Consider the following 22,292-nt stretch of genomic DNA (forward strand, 5'->3'; position numbering starts at 1 on the left):
CGCCTGACGCCGGGGGAGTCTGCGTTCGCGGGCTCTGTTGACTATCGATAGATGGACCTAAAGACATGATGCTTGACGTCGAGCGTCTCGATGAGACGTGCATACAAAAACTGGCCAATGAAGAAGTCCTCGCCATTCGCGTCAAAGGCTTGTTGCCTGGGCCGCTGGCGATCCAGATCGGCGACAAGATCCTCGCCCCCGGCTTCGAAGGCTACATCAACGCGCCGAGCATCGGTCGTATTGGCATGGCGTTTTATGAAGCGGAAAACCAGCCGCTGCTGATCGAGGATTACTTCGAGCGCGCCACCAGCAACATCGCCGAATTGCGCAGCCGTTGTGCGCCCTACTCCTCTCCTGTCGACACGTTGCGCTGCATGCTCGACGAGTCCTGGCCGGCGGGGGCGCACCTGGAAAATCTGTATGGCCGCAAGATGTATGTGGGCCTGTCCCGGGTCGTGAAGCCCGGGGTGTGCTTCCTCGCCCATCACGACATTTTCGCCAAGGACGCCCCGGACAGCTTCCAGGCCAGAAGCCTGGAAGCGCAGTTCGCCTGCAACGTCTACCTGAACATGCCGACCGAGGGCGGCGCATTGCAGATGTGGGACCACGACATTTCTCCAGACCAGTTCGACGAAATGCGTGGCGACAGTTACGGCATCGACCCGGCATTGCTAGGCCCTCCGACCCTGGAGATTCGTCCTGAGCCGGGTGATTTCATCATGTTCAATTCGCGCTGCATGCACTCGGTGACCCCGGGGGTGGACGACCCGCGATTGAGCCTTTCCTTCTTTGTCGGCTATCGCGGCAATGCTTCACCCCTGACTTTCTGGAGCTGAGATGTTTTCGAATTACCTGGGCGAGTTTCTGGCGCTGGCAACCATCCACTTTCTGGCCGTGGTCGCCCCCGGACCGGATTTTGCCGTGACCATCCGCCAAAGCGTGCGTTTCGGTCGCTTAGTGGGGATTTGCACAGCCCTGGGCATCGGCGCGGGCATTTCCGTGCATGTGCTTTACACCTTGCTCGGCGTCGGTGCGCTGATGCACACCACGCCCTGGTTGTTGACGGTGGCCAAGGTTGTGGGGGGTGCCTACATTTTGTACCTCGGCGTGAGCCTGATACGCAGCAAACCCAAATCAGCGATTGAAGGTGACAAGGGCGCAGAAACGTCAGCTGAACGGCAGACCTTGTTCAAGGCCTTCAGCACGGGGTTTCTGACCAACGCCACCAACCCCAAGGCCACCCTGTTCTTTCTGGCAATCTTCACGACCATCATCAGTGCCACGACACCGCTGCAGATTCAGGCGCTGTACGGCCTGTGGATGTGTTTCGTGAATGCCTTGTGGTTCGTGATCGTGGCGCTGTTTTTTTCCAGCGCCCGGGTACGGTTGCTGTTCATGCGCATGGGGCACTGGTTCGAACGAACCATGGGGGTGATCCTGATTCTGTTCGCTGGCCGGTTGATTCTGTCGATGTAAAACAAACGGCCCGCCAGTCTGACTGGCGGGCCGTCGATATCATTTCCTCGATAACCCAGACACTTACCAAAGCGCCAAGGTATAGCTGACGATCAAGCGATTCTCATCCAGATCATTGCCAAAGTTCGAACGCACCGACGCGTTGCGCCATTTAAAGCCCAAGCCTTTCAACGTACCGTCCTGCACCACGTAAGCGATATCGGTGTCGCGCTCCCACTCCTTGCCTTCACCCGCGGCACTGCGCTGCACGTTATCGCCCGAGATATAGCGGGTCATAAAGCTCAACCCCGGCACACCCAATGCGGCGAAGTTATAGTCGTAGCGCGTTTGCCAAGAGTGTTCGTCAACGTTGGCGAAGTCATTGATCTGCACGAAGTTGACCAGGTACGGATCGCTGCGGCCGATGTACGGAAACGGATCATCGCCGCTCATGCGCTGGTAGCCGAAGCCCAGCGCGTGACCGCCGCGACTGTAGGTAAACATCGCACCAAAAGCCTGGTTATCGAGGTCACGGAAGTTGCCATCTTCGATGCTGCGCGCATAGCGCACGTCGCTCTTGAGCGACTGGCCGCCCCCCAGATCCAACAGGTGGACCAATCCGAGGTAGTTTTGCTGGTAGATATTTTCCAGCTTGCCGTAGCGGTACTGCGCTGTCAGGTTCGGCAGGAATTGATAGTCAGCCCCGGCGAACTGGAATTTGTCGCTTTGCCCGCCGATGCGATTGGCGGTCATGTCCTGATAGTCAGTGGAATCGACAAAATTGATCTGCGTGAGTTGACCGGCGGTGAGCTTCAAACGGTCGATTTCCTGCACATTGACCAGGCCGCCCTTGAAAGTTGACGGCAACAGGCGAGTGTCGTTGGAGTTCACCACCGGATCCTTGATCTGCAACGTCCCCAGCTTCAGGGTGCTCTTGGATAAACGCACTTTGGCGGTCAGGCCCAACTCGCCATAGCGATCCTGCGAGCCGCCCGACGAATCCGGCGGCAACAGATTGGTGCCCGCCGTGCCGCCGCCGGAGTCCAGTTTAAAACCGGCCATGCCCAGCGCATCCAGACCAAACCCCAGCGTGCCAGCGGTATACCCGGACTCCATCCGCAACAGAAAACCCTGTGCCCATTCCTCGGCTTTGTCTCGCGAGCCTTCCTGGCGGAAATCGCGATTGAAGTAAAAGTTGCGTGCTTCCAGGCTGCCTTTACTGTCGGTAATGAAATCCGCCTGAGCGGCCGGTGCGCCGAGCAAGCTCAACCCGAGCAATGTGCCGACCGGGAGGTACAACCGTTGGGTGGAAAGCGAATAGTTCATGCCTGCTCCTGTTACGGGCGCGAGCGAGCCCTCTCGGGGGCGTTGCGATCGCGGCCGATGTTTGTCGATTAGCAATGGATCAGCGACGTCTGGGCACAATGGCCCAGACGTGTCGGGGTTCAGGATTCGAGTTGGCGACCGCGGGTTTCCGGCAGGCTTAACGCGGCCAGAATCACCACGCCGTAGGCACCGGCAGCGAAGATTCCGATCCCCGTACCAATCGGCAACGTTTCGCTCAGCGCACCGATGAACAACGGAAACAGCGCCGCAATGGAACGCCCGGCGTTATAGCAAAAGCCCTGGCCCGAACCGCGCATGCGGGTCGGAAACAACTCGGTCAGAAAAGCGCCCATGCCGGCAAAAATGCCCGAAGCGAAGAAACCCAACGGAAAGCCCAGCCAGAGCATCCAGGTGTTGTCGATGGGCAGTTGGGTGTAGGCCAGAACGATCGCCATGGAGCCGACGGCAAACAGGATGAAGTTCTTCTTTCGGCCGATGGCATCGGTCAGCAATGCACTGGTCACATACCCAATGTAGGAGCCGACGATCACCATCGCCAGATAGCCGCCAGTGCCGAGCACGCTCAGGCCTCGCTCGGTTTTCAGGTAGGTCGGCAACCAGGTGGTGATCGCGTAATAACCGCCCAGCGCGCCAGTGGTCAGCAACGAAGCGCGCAAGGTGGTACTAAGCATCCGAGGCGCGAAAATTTCGAAGAAGGCCCAACGCGAATCCTTTTCAGGCTTGGCCTTGCGCTCAATGCAGGCCTGCTCGAAAGTGTCCGACTCCTTGACCAGCCGGCGGATCACCAATACGAATAGCGCTGGCACCAACCCGATCATGAACAGCGCCCGCCAGGCCTCTTCTGGTGGCAGAAAGCTGAATAATCCGGCATAGAGCAATGCCGTCAGCCCCCACCCCAGCGCCCATCCGGCCTGCACCATGCCCACTGCCTTGCCGCGATCCTTGGAACGAATCACCTCGCCAATCAGCACCGCACCCGCTGTCCATTCACCACCGAAACCAAAGCCCATCAAAGTCCGGGCCACCAGCAGTTGCTCGTAGTTCTGTGCCAGCCCGCAGAGGAAAGTGAAGAAGGCGAACCACAGCACCGTCAGTTGCAAGGTGCGCACCCGACCGATGCGGTCAGACAGTATTCCGGCGATCCAGCCACCCGCCGCCGAGGCCAGCAGCGTGCAGGTGCCGATCATCCCGGCATCGCCCTTGGAGATGCCCCAGGTGGCGATGAGGGTCGGAATGACGAAACTCAGCATCTGTGTGTCCATGCCATCCAGGGCATAGCCGATCTTGCAACTCCAGAAGGTACGCTTTTCATTTTTCGACAGGGGGCCGTACCAACTGAACGGGCCGGTGCGGCCCGAACCTGAAAGCACGTGGTCAGTCATGGTCTTTTCCATGGGAGTTCCTGCGGCAGCAAGCGAAGATGACGGACACGCCTCATTATTTTTTTGTGAAGGCGTTGTCGTGGGGGGCAGACGCAGTGGCAGCGTCGTGGAGCGGATTCTTCGCGCCAAGGCCAAACTGCGTCAAACGGGAAAAAAACGAGGTTATGCATAAGAAAATTTGATACCCCCGGCGACGAACTCTGGAGTAACAATTACTGCACCCCCACCACGGTTCTCTGTGGAAAAACAGTGAACGCCCCACCACGAGAACCGCCATGAACCTCAAATTTCTCGAAACCTTCGTCTGGGTCGCACGCCTGCAAAGCTTCAGCCTTACCGCCGAGAAAATGTTCAGCACTCAGGCGGCTATCTCCAGCCGGATTGCCTCGCTGGAAGAAGAGTTGGGCCTGCGTTTGTTCGTGCGCGATTCGCGCGGGGTATCACTAACGCTGGAAGGCCTCAAAGTGCTCGACTACGCCGAGCAGATGCTCGAGGTTCAGCGAGCATTGAAACACTCACTGGATAACACCAACCCGCAACAGGGCCTGGTGCGCATCGGTGTGATGGATACGGTGATCCACACCTGGCTCAGCCCGTTGATGTCGACCTTGATGCAGACCTTCCCCGCCGTGGAAATCGAGATCACGGCCGACGCCGCACGCAATCTGTGCGATCAGCTGCAAAAGGGCTATCTGGACATCGTGTTCCAGACGGACCTGATCCGCCACGAAAGTGTGCGCAACCTCGAACTGGCGCACTACCCCATGCACTGGATCGCCGCCAGCAATTCAATCTATGCCCGCCCCTATGCTTCGCTGGCCGAAATGGCCAGCGAGCGCATCATCACCTTCGTCAAAAACTCCCGGCCGCATCAGGATGTACTCAACCTGCTGCACGCCCACGGCATCAGCACGCCACGCGTCAGTTGCGTCAACTCGGTGTCGGCCATGACCCGGCTGATTCGTGACGGCTTCGGCATTGGCGCCTTGCCGGCCGCGCTGGTGGCCAAGCCCTTGGCCAGCGGCGAGCTGATTCAGCTGGAACCAGGCACTCGCTTGCCGCAGCTGGATGTCGTGGCTTCATGGCGCGCCGGCGTCGGCCTGGAGTTGATCGAGAGCATCGTCGACATGAGCCGCCAAGTGGTCTCCCAATACGCAGCGGATGTCGGCCCGCTTCGAATGGTTCCGGCACCCGGTCTCAACAGCCGACGGTCCCTTGAATAACTTTTAGTTGTCGGGGGGTAACAACATTCCTGGTTGGACGGCATCGTCATGGTTTTCTAAAAAGGGTCATCGAACCTGAAGAGATGCCGTGATGAGCCAACCCACCCTGTCGTTCGAACAACTGAAGCACAGCGTTCCACAGGCCCTGCGCCAATGCATCGCTGCCGGACAATATCAGGGCCACACCAGCGGCTTGGCCCAAGGTCGGGTGCAAGCCAATATCGTGATTCTGCCCAACGATTGGGCTAACGAGTTTCTGCGGTATTGCACGCTCAATCGGCAGGCTTGCCCGGTGCTCGACGTTACCGAACCGGGTGATCCGTATTTTCGCAATCTCGGCACAGCCATTGATATCCGCCACGAGGTGTCCCGATACAGGGTCTATCGCCATGGCGAACTGAGCGAAGAACCGTCGGATATCGGACATTTGTGGCAGGACGATCTGGTGGCCTTCGCCATCGGTTGCTCGTTCTCCTTCGAGCAACCGCTGCTGGATGCCGGCATCGCCCTCAGGCACATCGATCTGGGGCTCAATGTTGCCATGTACCGAACGAACATAGACACTCGCCCTACCGCTCGCCTGAGCGGCAAGCTGGTGGTGAGCATGCGCCCGATGAAGGCCGCCGCGGCGATCCAGGCGATCCAGATCACCGCACGCATGCCCAACGTCCACGGCGCGCCTGTGCACATCGGTGATCCGGCGCTGATCGGCATCGACTCACTAAGCAGCCCGGACTACGGCGATGCCGTGCCAGTCGAAGCCGACGAAATCCCGGTGTTCTGGGCCTGCGGTGTGACCCCGCAATCGGTGGTACAAACTTCACGTCCGCCGCTGTGCATCACCCACGCCCCCGGATGCATGCTGGTAACGGATGTGTGGAATAGCGCTTTGTAAATGAGGGCGGGCTCGCGTGGAGGAGTAACGTGAGCCCCGGATAAGGATGTTCTCAACCTGATAGGGATTCGACGGACAAACAATGAACACTGCTCAACTATCGATTCGACAGTACATAAAAGCCAAGGACAGTAATCGCCCACATTTGTTACGCCAGGCCTTTGCGCCAGACGCGATACTGGACATGGTCGTGCACACCGGATCTATCTCGTTTCCACCCCACGTTGAAGGCCTCGGATCTATCGGCGATGTACTCGTCAGGCGATTCGGCCAGACTTTCGAAAACGTCTATACCTTTTGCCTGGGACTCCCACCTGAACCGCAGACCAAAACATTCCAGTGCAAATGGCTGGTCGGCATGTCCGACAAGAGCTGCGGCGAAGTCCGAGTCGGTTGCGGTCTGTATGAGTGGCAGTTCAGCCCCGAGTCGGGGCTTGTCGAGAGGCTCACTATCACCATTGAGCACATGAAAACCCTGCCGGCGACTGATCTGCACTGCATCATGGAGTGGGTATCGCAACTGGATTACCCATGGTGCAGTTCGCAAGCGTTAGTGAACAATGCTCCTGACATAGACACGCTTGAAGAGGTGATCCAGTACCTTACGGCCAATACTCCAACCTGCACTTGGCAGGTGTAGAGCTACACAATCAGTCGTATTCAGCTTTCTAGTCATATCCCGCCAGATGCCATTGTTACGATTGGTCAGCATTCGAAAAGTACAAACCGGCACGCCTGAAAACGCCACTCAATGAGTGGTGTTTTTGTGAAATATGCAGCGCAAAACCCAAAGAAAAACTCGCGGGCCCGTGGAGCACCCCTTATTTCATCAGCATCCGCCGCATTTCCAATGATTGCGTGGCCTGACCGTGGCTTTCAGAAAAAAACCAGTATCTGTATCGAAAGTTTTCGTTCAAAGCATGGCGCTTTGCCTTGGTTGAACTACCTTTCAAACAAGAAGAAGACATAACGGTTCGAAATGCCACGTTAGGTTCAGCGATCAGATAGCGGATTGGCAAAAGGAGTTACCTCACTATGATCCTGACAAGCGTTTTCCGGCTCAGTGCGTTAATTGCCGGTTGCTTTTTAGGGGAGTCAGGTCGGCGCACAGTGCCGTCTTTAGCTGCTGCTGTCGAGCCTGCGTATATCGTTCGGGTTGACAGCCCAGGCATCTGGATCACTAAAAACCGTTATAGCGAAGGTCGCTCGCCGTTCAGTCAGAACAGCGTATTGCAGCTGTTTGCATGTAGCACCAAGGAATATTGCCGGGGCCATTAGTCAGGGGTCTGGCGGGGTAGAGGGCCGACCGAGGCCCCTTGTAGTGATCCGAGGCAACCTGGTTTTGCCTCAAAGATGGCCTATTCAGCGAGGATGCACTTAATGAGCTATCGTACCGTGCCCGCTTTCAAGCGAATTATCCATGGTCTGTTCTGGATGGGCCTTGGTGTGGATGCGGCTCAGGCCGCGGCGGCCAATTGTTCGCAGTTGGATAACTTACCGGCAACGTTCGAGGTCGGTCAGGGACTTCAGAACGAACTGCGCGTCCCCGTCCCGGTGACACAGTTGGCGGTAGGCGACCCGAAGATTGCCGACGTGCAATCCAGCGGCAGCAACGCCTTCATACTCACGGGCGTCGCGCCGGGGGCCACCAGCCTGATGGTCTGGACCGCCTGTTCGAAAGAGCCGCGCCAAAGCATGGTGTTCGTCAAGGGCAAGGCCACCGCTGCGCTGACCAGCATCTCGACAGTGCCTTCCGAAGACCCGCTGTTGCCGATCCAGGTGCAAACCGACATCCGCTTCGTAGAAGTCAGCCGGACCAAACTCAAGGAAGCCAATGCCTCGATTTTTGCCCGTCAGGGCAACTTCCTGTTCGGCTCGCCGAGAACCTTTCCCACCATCGACGGCATTGTCACGCCATCGTTGCCGGTGAACAACGGCATGTTCAACTTCGCTTTTGCGTCCAGCGATACGCTGGTGTCGATCAACGCACTGGAAGGCAGCGGTTTCGCCTACACCCTGGCACGGCCAAGCCTGGTAGCGCTCAGCGGGCAGAGTGCGAGCTTCCTGGCCGGTGGTGAGGTGCCGATTCCGGTACCCAGTTCAGGCAGCGATAACGTGTCCATCGAGTACAAGGAATTCGGTATCCGCCTGACCCTGACGCCGACCATCATCGGGAAAAACCGTATCGCGCTGAAGGTGGCACCGGAAGTCAGTGAACTGGACTTCACCAACGCCGTGAGCATCGCCGGTACCATTGTTCCAGCGCTGACCATACGCCGTACCGATACCAGCATCTCCCTGGCCGACGGCGAAAGCTTCGTCATCAGCGGCCTGATCAGCACCCGCAACAATTCCCAGGTGAACAAGTTTCCGGGGCTGGGCGATATCCCGATTCTGGGGGCGTTCTTTCGCGACAACACCGTCAACCGTGAAGAGCGTGAACTGCTGATGATCGTTACCCCGCATCTGGTCCAGCCACTGGCTGTCAACGCACAACTACCGTCATTGCCTGGCGAACAGCTGCGCAATTACGACCCGAACTTCTACCGCATGTTCTTCCTTGAAAATGGCGACTTCGACAGTCGCTCCGGGCTTTCGCAATGAGCCAGAGCAGCCTGAATCTCGCCCTCATTCGTAACGGTGACCTTGAGCGCTTGCCGGGCCAGCTTTCCTGCCATTGGCCAGGCGTTCAACGTGTTGTAGCCAAAGGACATTCGATGAAAGCAGTCATTGCAGTCATGGCGACATTGATGCTCGCAGGTTGTGCCACTAATGGTTTGTCTTCGCGACCGGCTATCTGTGCCAAGCCCGATTCGGAACAAGAGTTGGCCCTGAGTCTGGCCGACAACATGGCCAACGATGGCCGTTTGTATGCCAGCCTGGCGAATCTGGAAGGTTTGCCCGAGAACCTGGTTCAGGTTCGCCTGCGCAAGGCTCGGGTGCTGCGCTTGATGGGGCGTAACGAGGCGGGGCCGTTGTATCAAAGCTTGCTCGGCACCTGTCTGGCCGCCGACGGGGAGCATGGCCTGGGCCAGTTGGCCGCGGCCAAAAATGATTACGCCACCGCGACCAAACACCTTGAGCGTGCGGCCAAGATGGCCCCCACCGATGACAAGATGCGCAATGACCTGGGGGTCGTTTACCTCAATCAACGACGTATCCCTGAAGCACGCTTCGAGTTCATGACCGCCATGGAGCTCAAACAGTCCAATTCATTAGCGGCACTCAATATGGTGACGCTGCTGATCTATCAGGATAACTGGAAGTCGGCTGCCGAACTCGCGAACCGTGCCAGCTTGAGTCCCCAGCAAATCGCCGAGGCTCAAAGCCGCGCGGAAAAACTCAAGGCCTCCGCAAAAAAAGTGGCGGCTTCGCAGGACAATCGTAGAACTGAGGTAGCCACTGCCTCATCCAGTGCGACCAAGTAAAACGTACGAGGAGTCGAGATGAATACCAAGAGGCTGTTGATCGTGTGCATGGCTTGCCTGTCCACCAGTGCCTGGGCTATTGAACCGGGTCCCTCTTCGAAGGAGCAAAAAGGCACCGAGCAGTGGTTGGTGTTACAGAGTCGCGGTGTAGTTGCCTCCCCTAAACTGCAAACCGCTTCGGCCACCGAACGTGACTTGGCCATGCAGCGTTGGCTGAACAGCTTCAACTACCCGATTCCGGAGTTTTTTGACCAGGATGCAGCGGGTGAAATGACCACCGGTGACTGAGGCGCATCAATGAGTGAGCAGTCTCTGGCGTCGTCTAAAGTGGCCTGGCTTGCAAAGCCGGGCTAGACGTCGTGTGCAAGTAAAGCAGCGGCATCTGCGCATTATCCAAGCCTGGCCGGATCACCCTAATGTGGAGCTGCCGCAGGCTGCAATCTTTTGCTCTTCAGCGATTCCACGGCCATCAAAATCAAAAGATCGCAGGCTTCGCCAGCTCCTACGCTTGACTGCAGTGTTCGTTAAAGGGGGACTTGGCAACCATTGCTTGCGCCTTGACCAACCTGTCACCGAGCGTATCGCGACAATCAGCGCCAGGTCGTGATGAACAGACGTACGCAAATCTCTGTAGGAGCTGCCGCAGGCTGCGATCTTTTGCCCTTCAGCGATTCCTCGGCCATCAAAATCAAAAGATCGCGGGCTTCGCCAGCTCCTACGCCTGACCGCGGTGCTCCTTAAAAGAGTGCCTGGCAACCATTGCTTGCGCCTTGACCAGCCTTTCACCGAGCCTATCGCGACAATCAGCGCCCGGTCGTGATGAACAGATATACGCAAATCCCTGTAGGCGTTGCCGAAGGCTGCGATCTTTTGACTCAGAGGCCTGGGCAACGAATTGCCTGCCAGAAAAATCAAAAAATCGCAGCCTTCGGCATCTTTTACAGGGATGTGGATCTATGTGAAGGAAAGTGCAGATCAGGGTCGGGCGAAGGCCATCGTACTCGACAGCCTTCGCCCGTTATTTCACCCGAAGGCTTTCATTACTCCAATCATGGCCGGGCCAATGGCTATCAGAAAGAAGCTCGGCCAAAGGCAGAAAATCAGCGGAAATATCAGCTTGGTACCGATTTTCGCCCCCATCTCTTCGGCAGCCTGCATACGCCGGTCACGGAACTCATCGGCATAGATGCGCAGGGTATCGGCCACGCTGGTACCGAAGCGAATACTCTGCGCCAGCAGGCTGACCAACCCTTGTACATCATCCAGCCCAGTGCGCACGGCCAGTTGCTTGAGCGCCTCGGTACTGGAAATGCCGGCGCGGATTTGCGCATTGACCAGGGCCAGTTCTTCAGCCAGTTCGACCTGACTGACCGACATTTCTTCAGCCACCCGCTCGATGGTCGTGGGCAGGGCCAGACCCGACTCCACGCACACCACCATCAGGTCCAGTGCATCCGGAAACGCGGCGCGCAGCCGGTTTTGACGCGCCTGCTTGCGCTTGCCGACATACAGGGCCGGCAGCAGCCATCCGATACCCGCCATCAAGAGCACCAACAGCAGGCCAATGGTCAGCGAAACCTTGGGGATCAAAGGCAATAGCAACAATGCAACGCCAACCAGCAACAGCGGTAACATCAAACGCACCGCCCAGTACATCTGCACCGCCGAAGCAGAACGGTACCCCGCGTGCGTCAACAAGGTCTGCGTGGCGGATGCCTGAGCCGATTCGCTCGAGGCAAAGCGTTGACCGACCCGCTCCAGCAACAATTGCAGATTACCCGGAGCCTCCTGCCCGCTCGTATTGCCTAAATGACCACGCTTGATCAACGCCAGGCGACGCTGCACCGGGTCTTGAAGGCCCAGCATCAGCAAGATCACGGCGACCATCGCAAGCACCGTACTGATCCCAATGGCGCCGAGAAACAACAGACGCCCCATCTCCTCGTTTCCCGTGACCCGACTGAACAACCCGAGTAAAAAGTCCATGAACTGTACCTCCCGGTAGCGAATACCGCTTTAAACCTGAATCCGGATGATTTTTTTTATCCAGAAAATCCCGATCAACATGGCGCAGAAAGCCCCGATGATCAGCTTGTGTCCTATGGGATCATTGAGCAGCACAGGCATGTAGGTGGGGCTTGTAACGATGATCGCGATCGCCAGCACGAAGGGAATGGCCACCAGTATCCAGGCCGACATCCGCCCTTCGGCCGACAGGGTTTTGATCTTGCGCTGGAAGCGGTAACGCCCGCGAATCAGCCGGCTCAAACGCTCCAGCACTTCTGTCAGGTTGCCGCCGGTCTCGCGATGGATAAGGATCGAGGTCACCAGCATCATCACCGTCATGCTTGGCATACGCTCCAGCAGGCCGAGCATGGCCCGGCGCACATCATTGCCATAGTTGATATCGGAGAAAGTCAGGCCGAACTCATGAGCAACCGCTCCCTTATGCTCCTCGGCGACCAGGCGCAAGGTTTCGTTGAACGGGTGTCCGGCGCGCAGGGCCCGGCACATGGCATCCAGCGCATCCGGCAGACCTTCCTCAAACTCAGCGAAACGTTTGCCACGGTCACGAGAAATTTTCAGCAGGGGTAACCAGAACACCCCGAAACCCGCCAACAGCGCCATCCACCAGACCGCCGAAATCATCCAGATCGAGATAGCCGCACAAACGCCCAGAAACAGCCCGAGCAATAGCACCCGATAAGCCCGGTATTCGTGGCCGCCCTGCTCAATCACCTGGGTCAGGCTCGCCATAAACGGCAACTGCTCGAGCATGGCCTCCAGGGGCGACAAGCGCGTCAGGTATTTCTGCCGCAACACCGTCTGCATGTTGGGCAAATTATTGGCTTTCTCCAGTACATTCAGACGACCGCGGATGCGCTTGCGCATCTTGCCGGCCTCGCCGAATACAGGCACCACCACGCCCTGGGACAGAAGGAACACGGCGATAAACACCATGCCGAGGAATATCAGAATGAATTCACCAGGAATATTGTTCATGACTGCCGTGCCTCCATCCATTCAGGCCTGAACATCGTCAGCGGCAACTCGATACCGCGCTTGGCCAGCACATCGCGGAAGGCCGGGATCATGCCGCTGGGGCGATAATCGCCAAGCACCTCGCCGTTCTCGCCCATGCCTTGACGCGCAAAGGAGAAGATTTCGGTCATGGTGATGATCTCACCTTCCATGCCGTTGATCTCTTGCACGCTGACCAGGCGGCGCTTGCCGTCCTCCTGACGTTCCAGCTGGATCACCACATCGATGGCCGACGCGATCTGCTGCCGCATGGCCTTGATCGGGAAAGTCGCCCCGGTCATCGACACCATGTTTTCGATTCGGCCCAACGCATCACGCGCGGTGTTGGCGTGAATGGTGGTCAATGAGCCGTCGTGGCCAGTGTTCATCGCGGTCAGCATGTCCAGCGCCTCGGCGCCGCGCACTTCGCCGATCACAATGCGGTCCGGGCGCATCCGCAGACTGTTGCGCACCAACTCCCGCTGACTCACCTCGCCTCGCCCCTCGATATTCGAAGGCCGGGTTTCCAGGCGTACCACGTGGGGTTGCTGCAGTTGCAGCTCGGCCGAGTCTTCGATGGTGACGATCCGCTCGTTCTGCGGAATGAAACTGGACAGCACATTGAGCATGGTGGTCTTGCCGCTGCCGGTACCGCCGGAAATCAACACGTTCAAGCGTCCACGGACAATTGCCTTGAGCAGCAGGGCAATGGCCGGGGTCAATGTCCCCACCGAGATCAGGCTGTCGGTATTGAGCAGGTCCACCGCAAAGCGGCGAATCGACATGCTCGGGCCGTCGATCGCCAGCGGCGGGATAATTGCGTTCACCCGCGAACCGTCCTTGAGCCGGGCGTCCACCAATGGCGAGGACTCGTCGATACGCCGACCCAGGCTGGAGACAATGCGGTCGATGATGTTCAGCAGATGCTGATCATCACGAAAGCGCACATCGGTCCGTTGCAATTTGCCGAAGCGCTCGACATAGACCGAGGCATGGCCGTTGACCAGAATGTCGGACACGCTGTGATCGGCCAGCAACGGTTCCAGGGGACCCAGGCCAAGCACTTCGTCAGTGATTTGCTTGATGATCAACTGGCGGCTGACAGAACTCACCGGCGCCGAATGTTCATCGAGCAAGCGCTGGCAAATATCGCGAATCTGCCGCGTGGCCTCGGCCTGTTCAAGGGAGTCCAGCAAGGACAGGTCCATGACCTTGAGCAACTGCTGGTAAATCCTTTCCCGCCACTCGGCCTCCACCGGGGTGACCTGGCTTCTGGTTTCGTACAGAACGTCCGGCGCCGCACGTTCCCACGCCATTATTTCCTCTGCCGGGTCCAGCAAGTCGTCGCCCAGCTGAGTAGCCGACGAAGCGGCGGGTTTACCGGACTGTTTGCGCAAACGGTTACGAAAGTCGCTGATCATGGGTCATCCCCCGAAAAAACGGTTGAAGGCGCGTTTGAGTAAGCCTTTGTTCCCGGCTACTTGTTGACCGACCAGGTCCTCGGTCATGTCGCGCAGAGCGGTAGTAATCGCTGCCCTCGGCGCATGCAGCCCCAACGGCACGCCAGTGTTCTGACTCTGGCTGACCAGGTTGAAGTCGTTGGGTAATTTCGACAGATTGGTGCAGCGCAGCGCCTCGCCGATGTCTTTGAGGCTGATGGCGGCTGCCTTGTCATAGCGGTTGACCACGATCTGCAATTGATCGCCGCGCACACCCAGGTCATCGCGAAGAATTCGCACCAGGGAGCTGGCATCGCGCAGATGGCTGACGCTCTGCTGCACCACCACGTACACCCGATCCACCTGTTCCAGCACCGAGCCGGTGAGGTGGTCGATTTGCCGCGGCAGGTCGATTACCACCCAGTCATAGCTGGCGCGGGCCAGTTTCAACAGGGCATCAAGCTGTTCGGGCTGGGCATCTTGCGGCAGGCACAGCTCACCGGCCCGGCCACCCAGCACATGCAAGGTCGGGCTGAAGTGACTGCAAAAACCGCGTAACGCGACGCTGTCCATGCCGTCGATCTGATGCAACACCTCCAGATGGCTGTGCGTCTGCGCCACATCCAGGTAATGCGTGACGCTGCCAAATTGCAGGTCCATATCCAGTAACAGAGTACTGCCGCCCTTGGCGCTGAGTTGTTGGGCCAGGTTGCAGGCCAGCAAGGTTCCGCCGGAGCCACCCTTGGCGCTCATCACGGCGATCAATTTGCCTTCTGCTCCACTGCCGGTCCGAACCTCCATGACCAGCCGATTCAAGGCGGCAACCAGCTCGGTCTCGGCAATGGGCTCGGGCAGCACGTCCCGGGCGCCGGCCTGCATGGCCAGGCGCATGGCTTCCTGTTCGCTCAACAGACCGCACACCAACATCGGTGGACGTTCATGGGCTGGACGCTGCAACAACGCCGACAGCTCTTCACGCCACAGATGGCTGACGCGCAACAGCAGCAGATCGGGCATCCGGTCCAGGCCGTAGAGCGGGTCGACATGTCCATTGCTCACCAGGCGAGTGCTCACCTCCAGGCAAGGCATGCGTTGGCAGACACTCTGCAGATCGCGCAAAGAGGTGGCATCGCGGCTGCTGATCAGCAACCGGAGCCCAGTTTTACCGGTCGAACTGGAGACTGGAGTTTCCTTGGTATTCAGCATGGTGTGATCTCCCCGGAATCGGAATGACGCCCAAGGCTTTCGCGTGGCAAGGTTGCCCTGAATGTAGGCAGGGTAATGGGCACGCCGAACCCGGGAATGAACAGATTGAAAACGAAGTTTTGCAGGCTCAGCTGGACATAGCGGATGGCACGAAATCCGTTGACTCCACTCGTATCGGCGGGGTTGCCCACCTGAGCGCCGTTGGCATCCAGATAGGTCAGCGTCAAGTGGGTGGTGGCCAGATCGGTAATGATCTGGCTCGCACCGGCGTCGGTCGCTGCGTTGAAGATCGCCCGCCGTAACACCACCGGGTCGCTGATATTGCACACCGATGCCAGACGCACACCACGACGCACGACTTCATCCAGTGTATTGATCGTGTAGTACAGGCGACCGAATTCCAACGTGCCGAACAACAGCGTGAATACCAGCGCGCCAATGATGGCGAACTCCACGACATAGGTGCCGCGCATGCGTTTGCGATTCATCACAGTGCCCTCATGACAGTGGTGGCGACCAGCGGAATGCTCAGCGCAATCGGATTACCGAAGAAACCCGGAATCGAGCCGGTGCAATTGCCACTGCCAATCACCGGGCAGAACGTATAAGTGATGGTGACCCGCACATGGTCAGTGCCCACTGCAGCGACCTCCACCATGCTGGTCGTCAACCCTGGCACCACCGCGGTCCCGGTATTTGCAGGCACGCCATAGACCGCAACATTTCTCGTCTGGGCCTTCAGCGCATTGCTCAGAGCGACAGCGCCAAGCGTTGAGTTCCAGGCCTGGTTGGCGACGAAACGGTCGGCATCACGGCTGGCCTGCAGCAACATGTTGTACTGATAGAGCATGCGACCGAACTCGCCGAAAGCCAGCAACAGCAGGAGCAACAACGGCAGCACGAGGGTGAATTCCACCATGGCCAGGCCTTGCTGGCGCTGCGACTGTTTAAACGTGTGAAGTCTCATGACGCCCCCTCCTACGAGTCGGTGCTCGGAGTGCCGCTACCGTTGAGATAGGTTTTGTAGAGCTGAATGATCTGCGGGCCGGAATCGTTCGACGGGTCAGGACCGGACACATTGTCACCTTCGCACTCTTTCACAAACTGTCCGAAGATCTGCGCTTCGGTGCCGCCCCCGTTCATGGGCTGTACCACGAAATAGCAGCCAAAACCCAGGACAGGGATCGAGGTTGAACCGCCCTGTTTCCCGGTGCATTCACCCACCACGATTTTCAGCATCCGGCGCTCGAACACCCCATTGCTCTCACAGCCACTGCCGGTCCCTGCCACGCACGCGGCCACGCTGGCACGCCAGTCGTTGTAATCCATTATTGCTTCACCACCCGCCGTAAGATCGCCATCGTTCGATGTGACAGGCTGCCCCTTGTATTGGGTTTGTGCCGGGGTAACTGAATCGTTGTAAGTAATCCGAGGGTTGCTGGATGCGGTCACCAGGTCTGGCGGATAGTTCGAAGCGCTGACCGGACCGTTGTAGATGCCAAAGCGCGTATTCAGGCCTTGAGACGCAGGGCCGACCATGTTGCCGGGAGAGGTCTGGACGTTATCTCCCACATTGCGGCAGACTGAGCCGCCTCCAGCCAGATCCTGCCTGACCGTACTGCCGCCCGAGCCGAAATCGAGCAACTGGAAGTTGCCTGGGCCAATGGCGGACGAATTGCCAGCCGCCGACTTCAATACCTGCAAATCACCAAACTGGAAGCCCCAGAACATACCGGCGTCAGGGTCGTATTGGGTTGGATCACCACAGACCATCAACGGGGCAAGATCACACGGGCTGGTAGGGCTGGGGCCAGCAGTGGCGATCGCCGCCACTCTTTTGTTCCCCAAGCCGCTGGTGCCGAATGTCTGGACGAAGCTCCAGAAAAACCCCATCAGACTATAGTTCGGTACCGATACCCGAACGTATTTGGCATCCGACGGGCCGGGAAAGGAAAACGGGCCATAGACGCTGCTGGACAGTTCTACCACCGCAAAGGTGCCTGGGCTGCCGGCGACTGCCGTGGCCAGTTCGTTATTGCCCGCGGCATTGGCATTTTGCGCCAGAGTATTGAGCGCCGCAGCCTGCGTCGCGCTGGCAGAGTTGATACCACCCATCACCTGACTGAGGGTTTTGGCACCACTCAGGGCGGCGGCATCCACCGCATTCTGCAAGCGCGTTTTGTTCAACAACATGTGGCCCATGTCGAGCGTCAGCCCCGCTACCATTAAGATCGCCGCCAATGCAATCACCATCAATACGCTCACCGAACCTTCCTGGCGCCTTGGCGTCGCAGTGAACGGCTGCTGAATTCGAAGATTCATCATCAAGCCCTCATTTACCGAAACTGATCCGGATCGGCTCCGCCAATACCTTGATGCCCAGGCACCCTTATCGCCGTGTCAACGTTTGACTACACTGGTTTGGGTCCCACGGATAATGGTGATAGACCCACCACCCTCGCCATTGCCGCGGCGCACCACGCGTTTTGGCGCCGGGGCAGTGGCCATCGCCATGACCGGTGCCGCAGGTGCAGGCGCAACGGTTGCGACTTTCTTCTGGTCGTTCAGCGGATTGCGCAAGGTCAGTTGCAGTTTGCCTTCCGTTTGTGCGGTAACCAGGGTTTCAGCCTCTGCAGTCGTCATTTCCAGCGTCACTGCACGTACCACTACCGGCTGGGTCTTGTCGGTACCTGCGGTCTGGTCCACTGCCAATACCCGCAGGTTCTCGAGGATGGTCCTGGACACAGCGTTATTGCCGGCGCCATCAGTTTTTTTAGTCGCCAGCACATCGACCCGGTTACCGGGTAACAGGAACCCACCCACGCCGACCACATCGTCTACACGTACCGAAATGGCACGTTTGTCTGTCGCAATCAGCGAGGCCAGGGTACTGCCGCCCAAATGCTCGCTCAGGCGTGCGCCACGCATCACGTCGCCCCGCAAAATGTCGAACGTTGCGATCTTGCCCACGGCCTTGTCGGTTGAATCGAGAGCATCGTCCGGAATTGTGTCCATCGGCATGCGTACGGTCGTGACTTGCTGAGCCTCGACCATCTGCCCGAAGGGAATTTCTACCGTGGCGACCACCACACTTCGAAGGTGATCATCCGGGGTGGCATTGAGCCGTGCGCTCAGCCAGGAATCGGCCATCCATGCAGCCCCAAGGCCCATGACCAGAGAAATGCCTATCAGGGAAACAGTACGAGAGCTCATGTCAGTATCTCCGCTTCAAAGAAAGTCGAGCTGGACGAAATAGTTGTGCCAGGCCCATTCCAGCTCCTGCGGCGACAGGGCTCCGGAACCGCCCAGGTAACGCTGACGGTCGAGGGCCATGTTCAGGAGATCGCGGGGGTGGCAAGGCACCAGGGGCATGCCTTCACTTGCATAAAGCCTTTGCAATACATAACGCAGCAGCAGCGGGTCAAAAGGAATGCCCAGGCGCTCGCTTTCCTGACGCCAGATCTTTTCGTACTCCTCAGGCTTCAGGTAACCGAACTGCAGCTTGTAGCCAATCCGGCGAAGAAAGGCCTCATCGGCCAGCTCCAGGGGATTGAGGTTGGTTGAAAACACCAGAACCAAATCGAACGGCAGCTCGCAATGCCGACCGCCGCCCAGATTGATGAAGTCACGCTTCTCTTCCATGGGTACAATCCAGCGATTCAACAGCTCGGCCGGAGCCATGCGCTGGCGTCCCATGTCGTCGATGATGAACAGGCCATTACTGGCCTTGAGCTGCAAGGCGGCCTGGTACTGACGGGTGTAGGGGTCATAGCGAACGTCCAGCTGTTCCATGCTCAGCTCGCCGCCCGTGATAACGATCGGACGTTTGCAGCACAACAGTCGACGGTCGATCCCTTCGTTGAGCATCAGATTGTTCGATTGACTGTTGTCATCCAGACGCTGATGCACCTGCGGGTCATAGATCTCGATCACCGACTCGTTGATGACGATGGCATGAGGCACCCAGATCGCTTCAGCGAACAGACGAATCAGCCGACTGCTGACATACGTCTTGCCGGTACCCGCGGGGCCATAAATCATGATCGCGCGCCCGGAGTTCAGTGCCACACCCAACTGATCGAGCATCCCTTCGGTGAGTACCACGCCAGCAAGGGCGTTGTGCATATCGTTGGCGTTGATGCGACCGTGATGAATGGTCTGGATTTTGATCAGGGAACGGTAAGTACTCACCGGGAAAGGTGCCGCGCCGATGTAGCCACTGCGCGACAGGGCATCGCGGGCGGCGCTGCGGCCGCGTTCGGTCAGGCCATAACGCAGCATCTGCCCACTCGTGGTTTGCGCCCCCATCTGGCCTAATACTTCAACACGGCCGTCCTTGCGCAGAAACGCCAGGACTTCTTCCAGTACAGCGCCGGTCAGCGCCAAGCGCTCCACCAGCCGCGACATGTCCAGCACACCGGCGTCATGCAAATGCTTGCACACCAACTCACCGAGAAAACTGTCGGTCAGACCGGTTTCGCGGATGGTGCATGGCTGAGGAGCCAGCCGTTGCACCGCCTCCCGATCGCTGGAGTAAGCATCACTATCGACAATGACGTGCATGACTAACCTCCAAATCCACCGGCAACGAGTAGCCAGTAGACGCTGTTCAACGTCCCGAGCAGGATCGCAACCGAATAAGGAAAGGGCTTGCTGGCCACGTCGTCCGAGCTCGGCGCCATATAGGCCCGCGCCCGAAGCATCAACCGATAGCGCCCCAGAGTCTGCAACAATTGACCGCGCACCAGCACGATCAGGAAACCGCACAACCCTCCCCATAGCAGACTGAAGAACACAGCCCACAAGGCGTAATGAGGGGGTAAAAAACTGCCAACCATGGCCATCAGCTTGACGTCACCGGCAGCCATGCCGCCCAAGGCATACATGGGCAAGAACAGCGAAAAACCGATCAGGAGGCCCAGTAGGCCATCCCCCATCCCGCTGAGCCCCCCTGAATAAGTCTGGCCGGCCAGTCCCAACGCCAGACCTACCAGGATCAGCAGATTGGGAATGCGGTGGCGACGCAAGTCGCTCACCACCGCCACGCCCAGCAGTCCTATCAGCACAATGGTAGCAACCAGCTGTTCCATGGACATCGCACATCTCCCTATTAGAGTTGTTATTAGCAAGTACCAGGAAGAACGGCGTTGCAAAGAGCGATCATCCTGGTGTTTACGGCCCCGCCAAGAAGCGTGAACGTTGCAACAACAGCTACCGTAATCAGCCCACCCGCCACTGCGTATTCCACAATGGTCAGGCCGTCTTCGTCTTTGGCGAACTTCACTACCGAAGCCTTAATTGTTTGCATGATCATTTTGCCCACCTCACTCGAATGTTGTTTTTTCCGGAGGCAGTGCGTTCTGCTCTGCCTGGATGCAACACTAGTCAGGGGCAAGGCATGGGCGTTAGGAAGATTTTGCACATCACTAGGACTTTTTTGCGGGGGTGCCCAATTACCGTTTATTGGCTTTTGGAAGGAACGACGGGGTAAAGAAGTGAAATGACTTGCGAATGCGATTGCCGTTGATTCACAAGCGACGAGCGGTTGCGGCTCGGAACATCGATCCACGCTAACAAACAACTGGGTGTAACGGCTTTGCAACGAAATATAGAGCGTATAGAACTAAAGCATCAGTTCCTTATAAGCATTTAATCTGCAAAGTCAGTGCACGTTGACAATACTACTCAGCGAAGAGCGGCGCTAAGAACCCCAGAGTAGAGACATGACGTCCAATTTGACCAGAAGGCCATCGCTACTGTGGTTCGATCTGACCCACGATCATTCCACGAAGGAACTCATCGCGCAGTTCGAGGGTGCTTGCGACTGCAAATTGGCGAAAAATTCCGCGTTACCCATCGGGGAACAGGCGGACATGATCTGCATCCATTTTGATCGCCCCGACACGCCGGGCTTGAGGCTGTTGTTGGAGATCAAGCGCACAACACCCACCATCCCGATCACCATGTTCACTGTGCAACATTCAGAAGAACTGGCGGTATGGGCCATGCGTTCCAGTGTCTGGGAATACATGGTGTTGCCGTTCTCATCCAACGAGAGAAAGCGTTACCTGACGGCCGTGGTGCAGCTGTGCGAGTTGCGCCGAAATGCGAACGGCCAGGGCCAGACATCGCTGATCGATCACTCCCCGACCCTGCCGGACAGCATCCGGTTGACCTCGGGGCACCAAAAACACCAGGCGCTGAGCAACATCATGCTGTACATCGATCAGCACTTTCGGGACAGCATCGATCAGAGGGATTTGGCGAAGCGCTGCGGCATGACGACCTTTCGCTTCAGCCGACTGTTCAAGGAAGCCAATGGCGTTGGCTTCACCGATTACATCCTGGACAAGCGCATGAGCTTCGCCAAGGAACTGCTCGACAATAGCCAGATGCCTATTACCAGTATCGGCTATGAAGCCGGCTTCAAGGACCCGTCCTACTTCGCTCGCGCCTTCAAGCAGTTCGTCAACTGCACGCCCAGCGAATACCGTTTGACCTGCCAACTCAGAGCGGTAGCAGCACAACCGGCGCTGGAGGATACAACCGCTGAAGTGCTCGAAAGTCTGGTGCAGAGCCTCGGAAATTGAGAGTGTAATACCAGTTAAGCGCAATTCATGTGGGAGCGGGCTTGCTCGCGAAGGCGGTGTGTCAGGCGATATCAATGTTGACTGTGCCGCCGTCTTCGCGAGCAAGCCCGCTCCCACAGGTTCAGCGCCTTAACTGACTGGCTTTGCCCGAAGGTTTTTATTCCAATCAATGAAAATGACAAATAACGCGCATAAAAAAACGCCGCTCAATGAGCGGCGTTTTTTTTGAATTTGGAGCGGGAAACGAGACTCGAACTCGCGACCCCGACCTTGGCAAGGTCGTGCTCTACCAACTGAGCTATTCCC

Annotated in this window: 22 protein-coding genes; 9 read left to right on the forward strand and 13 right to left on the reverse strand. The window is 57.9% G+C overall.

Going from position 1 to position 22,292, the window contains the following annotated elements:
• Positions 1-65: 65 nt before the first annotated feature.
• Together AC1RQB_RS16225 and AC1RQB_RS16230 are read left to right on the forward strand one after the other, a co-directional pair.
• Positions 66-836: a 2OG-Fe(II) oxygenase gene (locus AC1RQB_RS16225; RefSeq protein ID WP_008070203.1), complete on the forward strand. Its 771-nt coding sequence runs from the start codon at positions 66-68 to the stop codon at positions 834-836.
• A gap of 1 nt (position 837) precedes the next feature.
• Positions 838-1,476 carry a LysE family translocator gene (locus AC1RQB_RS16230; protein WP_008070204.1) on the forward strand — a complete coding sequence of 213 codons (639 nt, stop codon included), beginning with the start codon at positions 838-840 and terminating at the stop codon, positions 1,474-1,476.
• A 63-nt stretch (positions 1,477-1,539) separates the two neighbouring features.
• Here the strand turns inward: AC1RQB_RS16230 and AC1RQB_RS16235 are convergent, their stop codons facing one another.
• Together AC1RQB_RS16235 and AC1RQB_RS16240 are read right to left on the reverse strand one after the other, a co-directional pair.
• Positions 1,540-2,781, reverse strand: coding sequence for an OprD family porin (locus tag AC1RQB_RS16235; protein ID WP_063341229.1), 1,242 nt, complete (start codon positions 2,779-2,781; stop codon positions 1,540-1,542).
• 119 nt (positions 2,782-2,900) lie between these two features.
• The gene (locus AC1RQB_RS16240; RefSeq protein WP_185022051.1) at positions 2,901-4,184 is read right to left on the reverse strand and encodes an MFS transporter; all 1,284 of its coding nucleotides are present in this window, start codon (positions 4,182-4,184) and stop codon (positions 2,901-2,903) included.
• A 275-nt stretch (positions 4,185-4,459) separates the two neighbouring features.
• Between AC1RQB_RS16240 and AC1RQB_RS16245 the strand changes: the two genes are divergently transcribed.
• The 6 genes from AC1RQB_RS16245 (at position 4,460) to AC1RQB_RS16270 (ending at position 10,018) form a co-directional block, all read left to right on the forward strand.
• Positions 4,460-5,407 carry a LysR family transcriptional regulator gene (locus tag AC1RQB_RS16245; protein ID WP_008070207.1) on the forward strand — a complete coding sequence of 316 codons (948 nt, stop codon included), beginning with the start codon at positions 4,460-4,462 and terminating at the stop codon, positions 5,405-5,407.
• A gap of 91 nt (positions 5,408-5,498) precedes the next feature.
• Entirely contained in the window at positions 5,499-6,302 is an 804-nt protein-coding gene (locus AC1RQB_RS16250) for a putative hydro-lyase (protein WP_063341231.1), read from the forward strand.
• A gap of 82 nt (positions 6,303-6,384) precedes the next feature.
• A complete protein-coding gene (locus tag AC1RQB_RS16255; protein WP_063341232.1) occupies positions 6,385-6,942 on the forward strand; it encodes a hypothetical protein in 558 nt (185 codons plus the stop codon).
• Between the two features lie 740 nt (positions 6,943-7,682).
• A complete protein-coding gene (locus tag AC1RQB_RS16260; RefSeq protein WP_063341233.1) occupies positions 7,683-8,906 on the forward strand; it encodes a type II and III secretion system protein family protein in 1,224 nt (407 codons plus the stop codon).
• Between the two features lie 113 nt (positions 8,907-9,019).
• Complete coding sequence (locus tag AC1RQB_RS16265; protein WP_063343880.1) at positions 9,020-9,730, forward strand: tetratricopeptide repeat protein; 711 nt, start codon at positions 9,020-9,022, stop codon at positions 9,728-9,730.
• Positions 9,731-9,748: 18 nt separating this feature from the next.
• On the forward strand, positions 9,749-10,018 hold the full coding sequence (locus tag AC1RQB_RS16270; protein ID WP_063341234.1) for a DUF3613 domain-containing protein: 270 nt from the start codon (positions 9,749-9,751) through the stop codon (positions 10,016-10,018).
• Positions 10,019-10,753: 735 nt separating this feature from the next.
• On the opposite strand, the gene AC1RQB_RS16275 is transcribed toward AC1RQB_RS16270, so the two are convergent.
• The 11 genes from AC1RQB_RS16275 to AC1RQB_RS16325 all read right to left on the reverse strand — a co-directional run bounded on the left by AC1RQB_RS16275 (position 10,754) and on the right by AC1RQB_RS16325 (position 20,710).
• Entirely contained in the window at positions 10,754-11,716 is a 963-nt protein-coding gene (locus AC1RQB_RS16275) for a type II secretion system F family protein (protein WP_063341235.1), read from the reverse strand.
• A gap of 30 nt (positions 11,717-11,746) precedes the next feature.
• Positions 11,747-12,733, reverse strand: a complete 987-nt coding sequence (locus AC1RQB_RS16280) for a type II secretion system F family protein (RefSeq protein ID WP_063341236.1) — start codon at positions 12,731-12,733, stop codon at positions 11,747-11,749.
• Positions 12,730-14,172: a TadA family conjugal transfer-associated ATPase gene (locus tag AC1RQB_RS16285; RefSeq protein ID WP_063341237.1), complete on the reverse strand. Its 1,443-nt coding sequence runs from the start codon at positions 14,170-14,172 to the stop codon at positions 12,730-12,732. The genes AC1RQB_RS16280 and AC1RQB_RS16285 overlap by 4 nt, the downstream gene beginning before the upstream one ends.
• A gap of 3 nt (positions 14,173-14,175) precedes the next feature.
• On the reverse strand, positions 14,176-15,396 hold the full coding sequence (locus AC1RQB_RS16290) for an AAA family ATPase (RefSeq protein WP_063341238.1): 1,221 nt from the start codon (positions 15,394-15,396) through the stop codon (positions 14,176-14,178).
• The gene (locus AC1RQB_RS16295; protein WP_063341239.1) at positions 15,390-15,884 is read right to left on the reverse strand and encodes a TadE/TadG family type IV pilus assembly protein; all 495 of its coding nucleotides are present in this window, start codon (positions 15,882-15,884) and stop codon (positions 15,390-15,392) included. The genes AC1RQB_RS16290 and AC1RQB_RS16295 overlap by 7 nt, the downstream gene beginning before the upstream one ends.
• Positions 15,884-16,363, reverse strand: coding sequence for a TadE/TadG family type IV pilus assembly protein (locus tag AC1RQB_RS16300; protein ID WP_063341240.1), 480 nt, complete (start codon positions 16,361-16,363; stop codon positions 15,884-15,886). Before AC1RQB_RS16300 ends, AC1RQB_RS16295 begins: the two co-directional genes overlap by 1 nt.
• Before the next feature lie 11 nt (positions 16,364-16,374).
• Positions 16,375-17,721 (reverse strand): TadE/TadG family type IV pilus assembly protein, encoded by a 1,347-nt coding sequence (locus AC1RQB_RS16305; protein WP_063341241.1) that lies wholly within the window; start codon positions 17,719-17,721, stop codon positions 16,375-16,377.
• A 75-nt stretch (positions 17,722-17,796) separates the two neighbouring features.
• Positions 17,797-18,609 carry a Flp pilus assembly protein CpaB gene (gene cpaB, locus AC1RQB_RS16310; protein ID WP_063341242.1) on the reverse strand — a complete coding sequence of 271 codons (813 nt, stop codon included), beginning with the start codon at positions 18,607-18,609 and terminating at the stop codon, positions 17,797-17,799.
• 15 nt (positions 18,610-18,624) lie between these two features.
• Complete coding sequence (locus AC1RQB_RS16315; protein ID WP_063341243.1) at positions 18,625-19,959, reverse strand: DUF8689 domain-containing protein; 1,335 nt, start codon at positions 19,957-19,959, stop codon at positions 18,625-18,627.
• A gap of 2 nt (positions 19,960-19,961) precedes the next feature.
• Positions 19,962-20,492: an A24 family peptidase gene (locus AC1RQB_RS16320; RefSeq protein WP_063341244.1), complete on the reverse strand. Its 531-nt coding sequence runs from the start codon at positions 20,490-20,492 to the stop codon at positions 19,962-19,964.
• Positions 20,493-20,518: 26 nt separating this feature from the next.
• Complete coding sequence (locus AC1RQB_RS16325; RefSeq protein ID WP_030131923.1) at positions 20,519-20,710, reverse strand: Flp family type IVb pilin; 192 nt, start codon at positions 20,708-20,710, stop codon at positions 20,519-20,521.
• A gap of 409 nt (positions 20,711-21,119) precedes the next feature.
• On the opposite strand from AC1RQB_RS16325, the gene AC1RQB_RS16330 reads away from it, so the two are divergent.
• Positions 21,120-21,986: an AraC family transcriptional regulator gene (locus AC1RQB_RS16330; protein WP_063341245.1), complete on the forward strand. Its 867-nt coding sequence runs from the start codon at positions 21,120-21,122 to the stop codon at positions 21,984-21,986.
• The last annotated feature ends 306 nt before the right edge of the window (positions 21,987-22,292 follow it).

Source organism: Pseudomonas sp. GW822-FHT02E03, assembly GCF_058802325.1.